At 65.2% G+C, this 14,604-nt stretch carries 12 protein-coding genes and 3 pseudogenes; 6 read left to right on the top strand and 9 right to left on the bottom strand.

The window, feature by feature from the left end; translation table 11 throughout:
* Positions 1 to 214: 214 nt before the first annotated feature.
* Positions 215 to 958, top strand: a complete 744-nt coding sequence (locus tag OL239_RS04110) for a GntR family transcriptional regulator (protein WP_268910850.1) — start codon at positions 215 to 217, stop codon at positions 956 to 958.
* A 7-nt stretch (positions 959 to 965) separates the two neighbouring features.
* Here the strand turns inward: OL239_RS04110 and OL239_RS04105 are convergent, their stop codons facing one another.
* From OL239_RS04105 to OL239_RS04090, 4 genes and pseudogenes are all read right to left on the bottom strand, one after another.
* Positions 966 to 1,214, bottom strand: coding sequence for a hypothetical protein (locus OL239_RS04105; RefSeq protein ID WP_268910849.1), 249 nt, complete (start codon positions 1,212 to 1,214; stop codon positions 966 to 968).
* A gap of 11 nt (positions 1,215 to 1,225) precedes the next feature.
* A pseudogene (locus OL239_RS04100) lies at positions 1,226 to 2,523 on the bottom strand (TRAP transporter large permease subunit).
* A gap of 102 nt (positions 2,524 to 2,625) precedes the next feature.
* Positions 2,626 to 5,484, bottom strand: a complete 2,859-nt coding sequence (locus OL239_RS04095; RefSeq protein ID WP_268910848.1) for an FAD-binding and (Fe-S)-binding domain-containing protein — start codon at positions 5,482 to 5,484, stop codon at positions 2,626 to 2,628.
* 55 nt (positions 5,485 to 5,539) lie between these two features.
* On the bottom strand, positions 5,540 to 6,136 hold the full coding sequence (locus OL239_RS04090) for a TetR/AcrR family transcriptional regulator (RefSeq protein ID WP_268910847.1): 597 nt from the start codon (positions 6,134 to 6,136) through the stop codon (positions 5,540 to 5,542).
* 26 nt (positions 6,137 to 6,162) lie between these two features.
* Between OL239_RS04090 and OL239_RS04085 the strand changes: the two genes are divergently transcribed.
* Positions 6,163 to 7,338, top strand: a complete 1,176-nt coding sequence (locus OL239_RS04085) for an MFS transporter (protein ID WP_268910846.1) — start codon at positions 6,163 to 6,165, stop codon at positions 7,336 to 7,338.
* 12 nt (positions 7,339 to 7,350) lie between these two features.
* On the opposite strand, the gene OL239_RS04080 is transcribed toward OL239_RS04085, so the two are convergent.
* Positions 7,351 to 7,653: a helix-turn-helix domain-containing protein gene (locus OL239_RS04080; RefSeq protein WP_268910845.1), complete on the bottom strand. Its 303-nt coding sequence runs from the start codon at positions 7,651 to 7,653 to the stop codon at positions 7,351 to 7,353.
* A 65-nt stretch (positions 7,654 to 7,718) separates the two neighbouring features.
* On the opposite strand from OL239_RS04080, the gene map reads away from it, so the two are divergent.
* On the top strand, positions 7,719 to 8,486 hold the full coding sequence (map, locus tag OL239_RS04075) for a type I methionyl aminopeptidase (protein ID WP_268910844.1): 768 nt from the start codon (positions 7,719 to 7,721) through the stop codon (positions 8,484 to 8,486).
* Positions 8,487 to 8,499: 13 nt separating this feature from the next.
* On the opposite strand, the gene OL239_RS04070 is transcribed toward map, so the two are convergent.
* From OL239_RS04070 to OL239_RS04055, 4 genes are all read right to left on the bottom strand, one after another.
* Entirely contained in the window at positions 8,500 to 8,931 is a 432-nt protein-coding gene (locus tag OL239_RS04070) for a hypothetical protein (protein ID WP_268910843.1), read from the bottom strand.
* A 2-nt stretch (positions 8,932 to 8,933) separates the two neighbouring features.
* Positions 8,934 to 9,905, bottom strand: coding sequence for an alpha/beta hydrolase (locus OL239_RS04065; protein ID WP_268910842.1), 972 nt, complete (start codon positions 9,903 to 9,905; stop codon positions 8,934 to 8,936).
* A gap of 204 nt (positions 9,906 to 10,109) precedes the next feature.
* Positions 10,110 to 11,573 (bottom strand): MAB_1171c family putative transporter, encoded by a 1,464-nt coding sequence (locus OL239_RS04060; protein ID WP_268910841.1) that lies wholly within the window; start codon positions 11,571 to 11,573, stop codon positions 10,110 to 10,112.
* 279 nt (positions 11,574 to 11,852) lie between these two features.
* Complete coding sequence (locus tag OL239_RS04055) at positions 11,853 to 12,089, bottom strand: metal-sensitive transcriptional regulator (RefSeq protein ID WP_442864279.1); 237 nt, start codon at positions 12,087 to 12,089, stop codon at positions 11,853 to 11,855.
* A 209-nt stretch (positions 12,090 to 12,298) separates the two neighbouring features.
* Between OL239_RS04055 and OL239_RS04050 the strand changes: the two genes are divergently transcribed.
* The 3 genes and pseudogenes from OL239_RS04050 (at position 12,299) to OL239_RS04040 (ending at position 14,602) form a co-directional block, all read left to right on the top strand.
* Complete coding sequence (locus OL239_RS04050; protein ID WP_268911831.1) at positions 12,299 to 12,436, top strand: hypothetical protein; 138 nt, start codon at positions 12,299 to 12,301, stop codon at positions 12,434 to 12,436.
* Positions 12,437 to 12,524: 88 nt separating this feature from the next.
* Positions 12,525 to 13,920, top strand: a pseudogene (locus OL239_RS04045) (MBL fold metallo-hydrolase).
* Positions 13,921 to 14,018: 98 nt separating this feature from the next.
* A pseudogene (locus tag OL239_RS04040) lies at positions 14,019 to 14,602 on the top strand (rhodanese-like domain-containing protein).
* Positions 14,603 to 14,604: the final 2 nt, after the last annotated feature.

Genomic DNA, 14,604 nt, shown 5'->3' with positions numbered 1-14,604 from the left:
TGACAACTCCGATTTATGGGAAAGCGGAAAACCGCCCTGTAGCAGAATTCCGGGGCATTCCTATTCGTAAACTTGCGTCATATTCCATCAAAAGTCGCCCTTATCATGAGATGGTTCGCGGCGGATAATTCATAAACTCCGGGTAATACCCGGTCCCGGCGCGCCGGACCGGCCCGCCAGCCGTCCGCGTTGCCGGAGGGCTGCAGCAGGGGCTGTGGGGCAGAATGAAATGATGCAGTCCAATCCCGCCGCCCGCGCCGAACAGCGGAAACTGAGCCTCACCGAACAGGTCATGGAGCATGTGCGGTCCTCAGTGATCTCCGGGGCCATGGTTCCCGGCGAGTGGTACAGCGTGTATCAGCTGGCCGAACAGCTCAGTTTTTCCCGGTCGCCGGTCCGGGACGGCCTGCTTCGGCTGGAGGAAGCCGGGCTCATCCAGTTCGTCAAGAACCGCGGATTCCGCGTTATCCCGACGACGCCGGCCGATGTCGCTGAAATCTTCTCCATCCGGATTGCCCTGGAGGTTCCGGCGGCACGCCGCGCGGCCCGGGCAGGCGGCGCGGACTGCCTGTCGGAGTTGCGTGCAGCCATGGACGTGGCCGCCGCGGACGATGACGGGGAGCTGTTTTTTCAGCTGGACCGTGACCTGCACGACGCGATCCTCGTGGCCGGCGGAGCCAGGCGGGCGCGGGACGTCATTGACCGGCTCCGTTCAGCCACCCGGCTGCTGGGTGCCTCCACTGCTGTATCCCACCGCGGGTATGAGGACATTACCCGGGAGCATGATCCGATTCTTGAGGCCATTGGACGCGGAGACGCGGAGGCAGCCGGTTTGGCGATGCGGGAGCATTTGATGTCCACCGGCCGCCTCCTGGTGGACCAGGCGCTGCAGCGCACGGGTGGCTCCGAGGACGCTGACGAATTGTGGGACCGGCTGACTGCCGGTTACCTCACGTAGCTGTCTGCTAGCCTTCGTCCCGGCCTTCGCCGGCGTCGTCGTCTGCCGTCCGCTTGAAGTACTGGAGGATGAAGGCGATCAGGGCACATGCCGTGGCGAGGGAGAACGTCAGGTCCGCGAAGGCAGCGTCCACTCCGGCGACAATGTTCCCGTTGAGCAGCAGGACCCCTGCCATCTGCCCAAAGACAACAATGGCACCGGAGACCAGGAATGCGGCGAGCGTTATCCAGAAGAGGATCTCGAGAAGGCGTTTCATGGTTACGGGTCCTAACCGGGAATCGGGAGGAAGCCCATTCCGAGCAACCAGCCAATGAAGATGATGGGGATAACGAAGTAGGTCACCAGCGGCAGGAACGTTGTTGATGGATTGACTTCCGCCAGGCCGGAGGCGAGATAGATCGGGGCACCGACGGGCGGCGATGCGCCTTCCGTGGAGGTGCAGACCAGCACCGTGCAGATGGCCACTACCGGCGGAACGCCGACGCTGATCAGCCCGAGTACGGCGGGCGCCCCGATGGCGGCGGCTGTGGCAGTGGACGACAGCGGCGTAGCGACGATGACGCAGAGCACGCACACCACGGCGACCATCAGGGCCTTGGGGAGGGCAAGTCCATCGAGCATCCCGCTCAGCTGCGGTCCAACCCCGAGTTCTTCCATGACCCCGGATGCTGCCAGTGCGGCAAAGAGTGAAACGCCGACGGTGGAAAACTGCGGGATTTCCCTGCGCATCGACTTCACGAATTCCGGCCACCTTGCCCGGAGCCGCTTGCGGCCCTCGATCAGGGCAATGACGGAAATCAGGATGGGAACCCACACGATGATGGAGATGGATGCGACGGCGTCTTCGCCCACGCGGTCCGGGCTCGAGAGGAACTGGGACAGCGGCCCGAAGGTCAGCAGCACCGGAATCAGAATGCCGATGAAGATGAGCGTGGAGGACCAGCCCCGGCGCAGGGCGACGCCGAACCGGACCACCAGTTCGGACGGGGTGGCGGGAACTCCGTCCTTGCGCGTCCAGAACCAGACCAGGGCCAGGCGGTACAGCACGCAGTACGTGCCGGCCACAGCGAGGGCCACGTAGACGTCGCCGGAGGAAACGCCAACGGCTGCGGGGGTGGCCAGCAGGATGAACATGGTCGAGTTGGGCGGCAGGGATACGCCCAGACCCGAGTTGCCGGCCACCAGGGTGGCCGCCCGGGGCCGGACCATCCGGTGGATTTCATCCACGGGATGGTTACCGATCCAACGGTGGCTGCGTTTCCGGCGGTGGAACCTGCCACCAGGCCGACGGCGGCGGATCCGACAGTGGAAACGTAGGCCGCCCCGCCGCGGAGCCGCCCGAAGACCGAGTTGAAAATCTCGATCAGCCTCTCGATGAGGCCCGTTGCAGCGACGACAACGCCCATAAAGACGAAGGCCATGCCGGCGAAAGTGACGTCATTGGCCACCGCGCCCGTTGCGCTCCGCCACAGCAGGGGCAGGGCCTGGGTGCCACCGGCGAGTGATGCTCCCACCAGGGCCACCAGCAGTGATTCCGAAATCGGGCGCTTCACGATGACGTTCATGACCACCGTGACGACGATGAAGATGAGGAGGGCGACGATGCCCATGAGGCGGCTCCAGGTAGATGTTATTGCGACCTGGATCACAGTAACATGTTACTTGTTCTACTCCCCTTTTATTGCATCCCTCAGAACCTGTGCCAGATGCTTGCCCTCCGCCCCGGTGCCTTCCCGGATTTGAGTCCGGCAGGAGAATCCGTCGGCGAGGACCAGGGCGTCCTCCTCGAGTCCGCGGATGCGCGGGAACAACTCCCGCTCCCCCAGATCGCGCGACATCTGGCCGTGCCCGGGCTCGAACCCCCAGTTGCCCGCCAGCCCGCAGCACCCGGTTTCGATCGTCGATTCATTGACGCCGAGCTGCTCCAGCACCTCGGACGTTCCGCCGTGGCCTTTGCGGGACCGCTCGTGGCAGTGGACCTGGCTGAGCGCCTCGGCGCGCACTTCTCCGAAGGGCCAGGGCTGCCCCGCTGTTGCCGTGGACCTGGCGGCGACGAACTCACCGAGCGACACCACCTGCTTGGCCAGGGAATGAACCCGGGGATCGTCATGAAGCAGCTGGGGTGCCTCCTCCATGAGCATGGAGGTGCAGGACGGCTCCAGGCAGATGACGGGGGTTGAACCGTCCAGGTGTTCCTCGATCCGGTCCAGGGTGCCCCTGATGACCTTTGCGGTCTCCAACTGACCGGTGGAGTGCCAGGTCAGTCCGCAGCACAGGAATCCCTGGGGCACAATCACCTCATAGCCCAGGGTTTCGAGGACTTCCGCCGCCGCAACCGGAACCTCGGTGTCCAGGTGGTTGGAGAAGCTGTCGGGCCAGAGCACCACCTTGCCGGCGCTGCCCCGGGTGATCGGCTTGCGGCGCCGGGCCAGCGCCTGGAAACTGCGCGGCGCGAAGCGGATCATGCCGCGGCTGGAGTCGATGCCGCCCAGGCGCATCACGAGCTTTTCGACCGGCCGCAGGCGCAGCAAACGGTCCGCAATCCGGGCGGCGCCCGGAATCCGGTGCAGCAGGTGGGCCGAGAGGGGCAGCCATCCCATGGAGTAGTGCGCCATGGGGCGGCGGCGGGAGGTGTAGTGCTGGTTGAGGAACTCGGACTTGTAAGTGGACATGTCCACGTTGACCGGACATTCGGAGGCACAGGCATGACAGCTCAGGCACAGGTCAAGCGCATCCTTGACGTCCTCGGAATCCGTTCCCTCCGGGTAGGTTTCGCCGCGGAACATTTCGGACAGCACGCGGGCCCGGCCCCTGGTGCTGTGCACCTCGTCTCCGGTGATTTGGAACGAGGGGCACATGGCTTCCGATTCGGACCGGCACAGCCCCACTCCCACGCACCGGTTCACGGCGTTGACCATCGAACCGCTGTCGCGGGTGAGGGCGTGCAGCGGAATGAATTCCCGGGTCCGCTGTCCGGGCCCGGGACGCAGGCCCTGGTCGAGGGGTTCCGGGCGGACCAGGACTCCGGGGTTGAGGACGTGCTCCGGATCAAAGATGTCCTTGAACTTCTCGAAGGCGGCCAGCGCCGCGGGCGTGTACATCAGCGGCAACAGTTCGGAGCGGGCCCGGCCGTCGCCGTGCTCCCCGGAGAGGGAGCCGCCGTGACTGGCCACTGTGGCGGCGGCGTCCAGCATGAAGGCGCGGAAAACGGCCGCCCCTTCCTCCGTGCCCAGCGTGAAGGAGATGCGCAGATGAACGCATCCCTCACCGAAATGGCCAAACGGTATCCCCTCCAGGCCGTGCCGCTCGAGCAGTGCGTAAAGGTCGCGGAGGTACGCCGCCAGGTTCTCCGGCGGGACTGCCGAGTCCTCCCAGGACGGCCAGGCTTCCCGGCCGTCCGGGAGCCTGGTCACGAGTCCGGCGGCGGATTCCCTGATGCGCCACAGCTGCCGCATTTCGGCCGGCTCGTTGACCACGAGGGAATCAATGGTGGGCCGGGTGGGATGTGCCGCAAATTCCGCGGCCAGTGCCGCGGCCCGCTGCCGGGCCTGCTCGGGAGTGGCGCCGGTGGTTTCGCAGAACAGCCATCCGCCGGCCGGGCGGGGGATGCCGACGGCGCCGGGCAGAAGGGCTTCCGCACCCGTATCCCCTTGGCTGATATGGAGGGCATCGAGCAGGTCTCCGCCCATTCCCTCGGCGGTGGAAACCCCCTCCCGGCGGACCTGCGGGGCTGCCGCCGCTGCGTCGAACACGGTGGCGAAGGCCAGCACGGCCAGTGCTGTTGCCGCCGGTTTTTCGACCAGTTTGACCACGGCTTCGACGATGATGCCGCAGGTGCCTTCGGTTCCCACGAAGGCCTTGGCGACGTCGAAACCCTTTTCCGGACTGAGGTAGTGCAGCCCGTACCCGGAAACCTGGCGGGGAAAGCGGCCGAGTTCGGTCCGCAGCAGCGCCAGTTCGGCGTCCCGGAGCGCGGTGAGTGCCTCGTTCAGCGCGGCGTCATCCGTTCCCCCACGGGAGAGCTGAACCAATTCGCCGTCGGGCCGCATGACGGTCAGTTCCACCACGTTGTCCGCCGCCGTTCCCCACTGCAGCGAGTGGGATCCGCAGGCGTTGTTGCCGAGCATGCCGCCGATGGTGCACCGGTTATGGGTGGAGGGATCGGGCCCGTACGTCAGCCCATGCTCCGCTGCCGCGTCGCGCAGCTGGTCGCAGATCACGCCCGGCTCCACCCGTGCGGTGCGGGCCGCCGGATCAATTTCCAGGATGCGGTTGAAGTGGCGCGAGGTGTCAATGACCAGACCTTCACCGATGGCGTTGCCTGCAACCGAGGTGCCGCCGCCGCGGACGGTGACCGGCCATTTTTCCTCCCGTGCCACCTGCAGGGCACTGCGGATGTCCGCCACCGTCCGGGGTTCGAAGACGGCCTTGGGAACCCGCCGGAAAATGGACGCGTCGGACACGTAGGCGCCAAGGGTTGCCCCGTCCGTGCGCAGGCGGCTTCTGACGTCGGTGCTCAACTGCATGGGGTCTCCCTCGTCGGTGATCTCGGTAACATGTTACTCGCACCTGCCTCCTTGCCTAGGCATCGTGGCGGAAAGTCTGCCTGCGGGCCGCATCGACTGCCGCCTCCGCCGTGCGGACCCCCAGGGTTACGGCCTCATCCGTGTCCATTCCGCGAAGAATCATGCCCAGCACCCCGGTAAAGATCAACGACAGTTGTGAGGCCAGGAACCCGGCGGGTTCGGACCCGGCAACCGGGACTGCAAGCGACCGCAGACGAGTGGTCAAAAGGTGCGTGTCACTGGCCAGCGCCTCTTGGAGGGGTTGCCCCGGGTGCGGCGACTCTGCCGCGACGCCGAGGAACGCGCACCACCGCGCCGCACTGGCACCCTCCCGGAAGCGCCCGATGGCCGGCAGTACCGCCAGCAGCTTGCCCTCCGGCGTCGGCGCGGCTTCAATCTCCCGCTGCCACACCTCGTCCCAGCGCGCGAGCCGGCGCTGCAGCGCGGAAACGATGAGCCCTTCCTTGTTGCCAAAGTGCGCATAGAGGGTGGCCGGAGCGACGTTGGCCCGGCGAAGGATTTCATCCACCGGCGTTGCCGCCACCCCCTGCGTAAAGGCAAGGTCATCGGCGGCGTCCAGCAGGCGTTCGCGGGCACTGGGTTGCACAGTCATGCCCCAAGGCTATAACGTCCGTTTCAATGAAACGCACGTTACAGTCCATTGACGCACCGGCCGGCCCCCTGTTCGCGGTGGGCGCCGTCGCCCTGATCGCCGCCACCTACGGCTTGGCACGGCTCGGTTACGGCCTTTTCCTGCCTGCCTTTTCAGCCGCCTTCACGCTCAGCCCAACGGTGGGCGGGTTGCTGGCGTCGGGAACATCGGTGCTGTACTGCGCCGCAGCGCTGGCTGGCTTCCGCTATGCCCCCATCCGGCCGCGGCTGATGACTTGGCTGGCAGGAACGACGGCGGCTCTTGGCAGCGCAGGGATTGCCGCCGCTCCCAGCACGCCGTTTTTTACCGGTGCCGTCCTGCTCGCCGGACTGGGGGCGGGCTTCGCATCGCCGGCCCTGGTGGAACTGGTCCAACGCAACATCGCCCCCGGGCAGCAGAAGAAGTTCCAGTCGGTGGTGAACTCCGGCACCGGATTTGGGGTGGTTGCGGCCGGATCACTGGCCCTGGCTTTTGGAACTTCCTGGCGGCTGGCCTGGGGGCTGATAGCCGTGATCGCGCTCGCGGCCATGATCGGGGTGCTGCGGGCGGACGCCTCCCCCGCTTCGGCCGGGGACGGCGGGGGCTCCGGCATCACGGACCGACCGGTCGGCACAGTGAGCATGCGGAGGCTTCGGCGTCCCATCGCGGCAGCTTTCATTTTCGGTGCTGGATCCGCAGCAGTGTGGGTGCATGGCCGGCTTCTCCTCGAAGAAGAGGGCGGCATGCCGGCTGCGGCCACTGCCGCAGCATGGATTGCACTGGGGTTGGGCGGCGCCGCCGCGGTCCTGACGGCACCCTGGCTCGCCCGCCGCCCGGCGGGAACAACGTGGCGGATCACCGTACTGGCCGTTGCCGCCGCCACCGGCGCCTTTGCCGCGGCGCCGCACGCCGCCGTCCTCGGCTTCGCCGCCTCCGCACTCTTTGGGCTGGCCTATACCAGCGCAACCTCCGTGCTCATCATCTGGGCGGCGCAGGTCTCGGCCAGCAGCGCCGCCGGAACGTCAGTGCTGTTCATCAGCCTCGTTCTGGGACAGTCCGCCGGTTCAGCCCTGACCGGTGTCCTGATCGATGCGGCAGGTTTCGGGCCGGCGTTCCTGACCGCCGCCGTCGTCTGCACCGCCGGCGCGCTGGGTTTCGCGCCCCGCCGCGGAGAGCCGCGCTAGGGAAAAGCCGCGCTAGGAGGCCAGGCGCTCCCCCGGAGCGGAAACGGATGCAGTGGACGCCGCCGACGGATCGGCCCGGTTGATTTCCGCCCACACCTGGTCGAGGGACAACCCCAGCACGCCGGCGATCGCGGCGATGGTCGAAAACGCCGGCGTGGCCACCCGGCCGGACTCGATCTTGCGAAGCGTCTCCGGCGAGACGCAGGCATCGAGCGCCGTCGTCATCAGAGGCCGTTCCCCCCTGGCCCGGCGCAGCAAAACGCCGAGGCGTTGTCCCCGTTCCACCTCGGCGGGAGTGTGCGGCAGTCTAACCATGGCTCCAATACTAATACCGGGGATACTATTGCCGGGATAGTTATTGGAAAACAGAAAGGTCCCGCATGATCGAGATCATGAGTCCCGCCGAGCTCGTCCGGGCCCGGGAAACCGGCGCGCTGGTTGCGAACATCCTGCAGACACTCAAGAGCCGCGCCACGGTGGGGACCAACCTGCTGGACATCGACCAGTGGGCGAAGGCCATGATTCTCGAGGCGGGAGCCGTATCCTGCTACGTCGACTATGCCCCGTCCTTTGGACGCGGTCCGTTTGGCCATTACATCTGCACCTCGGTGAACGACGCCGTCCTGCACGGACTGCCGCACGACTACGCGCTGGCGGACGGCGATCTGGTGTCGCTTGACCTGGCTGTGTCCCTGGGCGGAGTCGTGGCGGACTCGGCCATCAGCTTCACGGTGGGCTCGCAGTCGGAGCAGGACGCCGCCATGATCGCCGTGACGGAACGTGCCTTGAAGGCAGGGATTGCCGCAGCCAGGCCCGGCGCCAGGATCGGTGACATCTCCCATGCCATCGGCACCGTGCTCAGCGCGGCGGGCTACCCGGTCAACACCGAGTTCGGCGGCCACGGCGTCGGATCGACGATGCACCAGGACCCGCACATCACCAACACCGGCCGCCCCGGCCGCGGCTACAAACTGCGCCCCGGACTGCTGCTGGCGTTGGAGCCGTGGATCATGGCTGACACGGCCGAACTCACAACGGACGCGGACGGGTGGACGCTCCGCAGCGCCACCGGGTGCCGGACGGCCCACAGCGAACACACGATTGCCATCACCGACGAAGGCGCCGACATCATGACGCTGCCCCGCTGACGGAAGGGTTTTCCTAGTACTTCTGTGAATCATCCAGAAGCGCCGCTATGGCATCGAGGGTTTCATTGTCCACGTCAGCCAGCGTACGGGTGGCAAATTCCTTGACCCTGGCCCGGCGCATGGCGGCGAGCAGTTCCAGTTCGTGCTGGATGCGCTCCGGCACCGCACCGTCGGCATCCAGCAGATATTCCGGGTTGACCTGGAAGAATTCGGCCAATGCACCAATCACCTCAGGCGGTTGCCGGACCGTGGCATCACCGGTCTTTATGTGATGCCAGCGGGTGCGGGAGAGTTTTACGCCCTTTTCCGCCAGCGCGGTCTGAATATCCTGAAACTCGTAGGGCTTTCCGTCGGCTGACACCATCACGTCGAGCAGCAGGTCGATTTTGCGTGCGAGGATCTGCGATTCCCTCAGGTTGCGCTGGGCAACGCTTTCAGCGGCCATGATTATTTTGCCTCCGACAGGTGATCGATAGAGTCTTCTCCGGTGTTCAGGCCCAGGGAACGGCACCAGGCCTGAACAGATTGATTCCACAACTGCGGAGCGGAATTCCACTCCAAGGTGTGGTGGGCGCCTGCAAACTCGACGAATTCGACAGGCTGCTTTTGACTGGCCGCGAATGATCTGGAGAGCTCCACCGGCACGGATTGATCGTCCGACCCATGCAAAATCATAGTGGGCAATGTTAAATGTTTTTGCATGTATGTGCCGGGCATCTCCTTCCAGCGGATTACCGGCTCACCCCTGAACCGCATCAGGTTGAGCGTGTGCGGCAGTCCCTGGGCGATGATCCGCGGGAAGCCCATGCCCCGGAGCTGTGCCGAAATGATGGCCGGCCAGTCCAATGCCGGAGACACCAGGACGGCTCCCGCCGTGCTGCTGTCCCCTGCCTGGGCGATGGTGCGGAGCGCGATGGAGGCGCCAAGGGACCAGCCAACAAAGAGAATGCGCCGCGCGCCCCGGTCCATGGCGTAGTGCCTCGCGGCTTCGATGTCCCTCCATTCGCTGGCCCCCAGGTGGCTGGGCTCCGGTTCCGGAGCGACGTCCAGCGACGTCCGGTACGACGGAATTAAGGAGGTGAAACCGAGGCCTGCAAACGCTTCGACTCCCCGCAGGCACCGGCTGCGCGAGCTGCCCAAACCATGAACATGGATGACCCACACGCCGCTGGCTTTGGCCGCATCGGCTTCGGCCGGCGCGGCCGGTGGAATCACCCATGCCGGCAGGCCTTTAATCCAGACGTCCTCGCCGGGGTGGCCGAAGTCCGCCGGACTTTCGCCCAGATAGCCGCTTAGCTGTCCCCCGCCGTCGCGCACAATGCCGGCGGCGCTGCCCCGTTCCACGGTCCGCCGCAGCAGGTTCCCGGATATGCGGGGAGGAGCGAGCACCACGAGGTCGCCCCCGGATGGCGCATGCATGCTTAGCCGCCCGGGGTGGGCGGCAAAACCTCCAGGCGCGAATTCCAGATACTCATGGTCCCCCGATTGACCGCTTCCGAGAACCGGCACCAGCCGTTGGCTCCTGCGCGCATCCGTGACTCTGGTCCGCACGAGCCTTCCGCATAGTGCGGCAAGGGCTCCCAGCACCGCGGCGGCGCCTCGCCGGCACTGTGGCCCGGCGCATCAAAGCATGCGTCCCTGCTGAAGGCACAGTGCCTCGGCTTCGCGCAGGGCAGCAGTGTCCGCCACGGACAGCTCAGGATCAGGGTTTCCCCTCACCGCGAGCCAGTCGTGGATTTCTATCACCAGCCGGTGAATCGCATCGGTGGCATCCCGCGGGGTCTTCCGGCGCGCGGAGCCGGCGCCGGCGGCGCTCCCGGTCAGGCTGACGTCGGGGGTCTGCGCGACCGTTTTGGCCCATAGTGCTGTGAGCTGCGGTTCGAGCTGCACGATCCTGCGCTTGATCCTGATGTCGTTGATGATCTTTCCCAGCGGCGGAACAGCCAGGCCCACGGCCAGCAGGACAACCGCCAGGGGATACAGCACGTCGTACACCCCACCAACGGACCTCATCAGGTCTTCCTCCCCGGTCACGTGCGTGACGTCCATGACGATGACTGACACGCACAACAGCAGGGCGGCACCGCATCCCGCACCAATAATGCTGAATCCGGCCCGGAACCGGCGGCGCCGCATCTGAGGAACATTCCGTACACAGGTTCCGAGCGTGGCCGCCATCACGGCGAAGATATAAACATACTGAATCGCTGAGTACAGGGCCGCTGCCGGCTGGTCACCGTAGTCGAGCATGAATCTTGTGGATGGCGCCGGATTATCAATTCCCGCGAAGCTGACAATCATCACCACAATGGTGACCACGGCGCCGGCCCGTCCCCACACCGCTCCCCTGCCCCGTACGTTCCCCGCGGCCGCACCGCGGGTTATGGCCCGGGAAAGATAAAAGACGCCGATAATCAGCAGGATGTTGGAAACCAGGTCCAGTGCGTTGGCCCCTGGCAGAAGCGCTCCGGCCCACAGGTAAACCTCATTGATGTTGGTGGTCAGGGACGCTGCGATGACCACTGCCGCCTTCAGCATTGAGTTGTCCGGGCGGCGCGGGCGCGCAGGGACAAGGTGAGTACCAGCAGCCACATAAACGCCGAGACGAGCAGATTCATCATTCGAAATACGCCTCATATCTGAAGATCTCCTGAGTGGACTCCCGCAGCGCCGCCGCGAGAAGGTCAGCCAGATATTCGGCGGTTGCTTCCAGATCGGAGCGGAAATCCCCCGGGCCAGCGCCTTGGTGACCGTTTCCCCGGAGAGTTCCCCGAAGATGGCGATGCCCTGCCAGGTGGCCCCTTCAGCTTCATCGTGCCGAAGGATCATATGGGAGAGCTCATGGAGAATCAGTTGCTGGCGGTGCAGTGTTCCCTTGGTGGCCGAGTGGTACACCACATCCACGTGCTCCCGCGGAATCCAGAGACCGCAGATTTTCTTTCCGGTGAGCTTTTCGGTTTCGACAATCACGATCCTGCGGCCGCGAAGGTCCTCCAGATGCCGGATCAGGGATTCCAGGGTTATGCGCTCCGGCAATCGGAGACGGTAAAAGGCGTCTCTGGCGGTTTGGCGCAGCTGTTCATCCATGGGAACCATCAATGTACCTGATGTTCCGCGGCGTTCATGATCGGAACATGTTCCGATCATGTATTATGGAAATACCGGCCCGCACCCGGGCATTGCGAAAGTTGGGGGACTTGCGAGAGTTTTCGCAGCCATGCCCGGCGCGGGCCGGTTTTATTTCTCCGCGGTGATTAATGACCCGCGGAAATGCCTTCCGGGCCATTGGTGGCCACCATTGACGGCAATTCCGCGCGAACTCTGGCTGCCAAAGTCCCACCCGGCCACCCAACCGCCCGGTCGAAACTAAGCCAGGGTCAGGAAGAGTTTCTCCATATCCGCGCGGTCGGCCGTGGGGTCCTCGCCTGCAAGGCACTTTTCAAGCCCGGTGGCAATGATGGAGAACCCCGCGCGGTCAATGGCCTTGGAGGCTGCCGCGAGCTGCGTCACCACATCCTTGCAGTCGGCGCCTTCTTCCAGCATGCGGACGACGGCATTGAGCTGTCCGCTGGCGCGCTTGAGCCTGTTGATGGCTGGTTTCATGTCATCTGACTCCAGTTGCACGGTACCCCTCCTCGGTTTAATGTCCCCTCATCCTATACCCCTGGGGGTTTCTCGAAACGCACCCAGAGGTAGATTTGGATACCCCCGGGGGTATGTGCCAGACTCGAAACGGCGGAAGAACCCGCCAACCGCCTGCACCAGAGGAGAAACACATGTGCCGCGCAGTTACCTGCCGCAAGTGCCAGAAGATGACGTGGGCTGGATGCGGACAGCATGTCCAGCAGGTCATGGCCCACATTCCCCGCACCGAGCGCTGCGCCTGCGACAAGAGCGCCCCCAAGGCCTCCCCGTCCAAGGGTTGGCTGACGCGCCTTCTCGGCCGCTAGCCGAAGTAGCCGCCATGCCCCGGAGGCGCGGCGGTGAAGGCATTCCCATACCCCTCCGGGTATAAACTCTCGAATTCCAAGGAGACAAATGCTTCTCGAACGCATCTATGACGAGGATCTCGCCCAGGCCAGCTACCTCATCGGCTGCCAGGCCAAGGGCGAAGCCCTGGTGGTGGACGCCCGCCGTGACATCGAGGTATACCGCCGGCTGGCTGCCGCCAACGGCATGAAGATTGTTGCGGTCACCGAAACGCATATCCACGCCGATTACCTCTCCGGAACCCGCGAGCTTGCCGCCGCCACCGGCGCACAGATCTATGTTTCGGGCGAGGGCGGCGAAGACTGGCAGTACGGGTTCGACGGCGGGCGCCTCTTCGACCAGTCCACCATTTCGCTGGGCAACATCACCGTCAAGGCGCTGCACACCCCGGGGCACACCCCGGAGCACCTCTCTTTCCTGATCACCGACGGCGCCTTCAGCAACAGCCCCGGCTACCTCCTCTCCGGAGACTTTGTGTTCTCCGGCGATCTGGGCCGCCCCGATCTGCTGGACGAGGCCGCAGGCGGTGTCGACACCCGCTTCGCCGGAGCACATGACCTGTTTGTCTCCCTGAAGGAGAAGTTCCTTACCCTGCCTGACTACGTTCAGGTCTTCCCGGGCCACGGCTCGGGCAGCGCCTGCGGCAAGGCACTGGGCGCCCTCCCTCCTCCACCGTGGGCTACGAACGCAGCTTCGCTTGGTGGGGACCGTTCCTTGAAGCCGACGACGAGGCCGGATTCATCGACGCACTGCTCGATGGACAGCCCGACGCCCATGCGTACTTCGCCCGCATGAAGCGCCAGAACCGCCAGGGCCCGGCAGTAATGGGAGAACGTGCACCGCTCGCCGAAATCCCAGTGGAGACGGTTGCCGCCCGCCTGGCTGCCGACGAAATCTCAGTGGTGGACACCCGCTCCCACAGCGTGGTCCATCAGGGCACAGCACAGGGGGCACTGAATATCCCGGCCGGAACCAAGTTCGCCAGCTTCGGTGCCTGGGCTGTAGACCCCGAAAAGGACAGCCGTCCGCTCGTCCTGCTGGCTGAGGACCAGGAAACCGCAATGGATATGTGGGACCACCTGGTCCGTGTGGGCATCGATGCGGTTGCGGGATACCTGACCACCTTCGAGGGCCTGCCTGCCACCAAGCCCCGCACCGTTTCCCCGCGGAGTTGGAGAGCTTCGACGCCGCACTGGTGCTGGACGTCCGCAACAAGACCGAGCACTCCGCCGGCCATGTGCCCGGTTCCGCACAGCTCAGCGCCGGGCGCGTGCTGTGGAACACCGACCAGCTTCCGGCGGACGGAACCATCGTCACCTACTGCCAGTCCGGTGTCAGGAATTCAGTGGCAGCTTCCGCCCTGCGCCGGGCCGGGTTCGACGTCGTCGAACTCGAAGGCAGCTACGCGGGCTGGAATGCATGGACCCAGGGCCGGAACGCCTAACCACACAACTCCCACTTTCGTTCGATCCATCCCGCATGCCGCCGCCGGCGGCATGCGGAGCGGCCCGGCACACGCCGGGCAGAAAGGGCACAAGCCCCATGAGCAACACCCCGCAGACCGTCAGCCCCGAAGACCTCAAGGGCTGGATTTCCTCCGGCAACGAGGTTGTGGTGCTGGACGTGCGTTCGGCAGCCGAATTCGAAACCTTGCATATCAAGGGCTCGTACAACGTGCCGCTCCCTCTGCTGTCCGAACACACCAATGAGTTCGCTGCCAAGCTGGACACCAAAGTTGTGCTGGTATGCCAGTCAGGTGTCCGCGCCTCCGAGGCAAAGAAAACCTCGCCGGCGTCGGCTTCAATGACGCCCATGTCCTGGTGGGCGGCGTACCCGCTTACCAGTTGGCCGGCGGCGACACCGTTGAAGGAACCAAACGCTGGGACATGGAGCGCCAGGTCCGCATGGCGGCCGGCTCCTTGGTGATCGCAGGCCTGGCCGGCGGAAAATTCCTGTCCCCCAAGATGCGCACGGTAGCCGGATTTGTCGCTGCCGGACTGACGTTTTCCGCGGCCAGCAACACCTGCGCCATGGGTAAGGCGCTGGCTGTTATGCCGTGGAATAAGACCTCCAATGAGCCGACGCGTGAGTCGGTTATCGCCTCGCTGCCCGGAGCGAAGAGCTAGCC

Source organism: Arthrobacter sp. ATA002 (assembly GCF_026898095.1).
Lineage (GTDB): Bacteria > Actinomycetota > Actinomycetes > Actinomycetales > Micrococcaceae > Arthrobacter_B.
The sequence above is the reverse complement of the archived record's forward strand: the minus strand, read 5'-3'. Positions and strand labels throughout refer to the sequence as shown.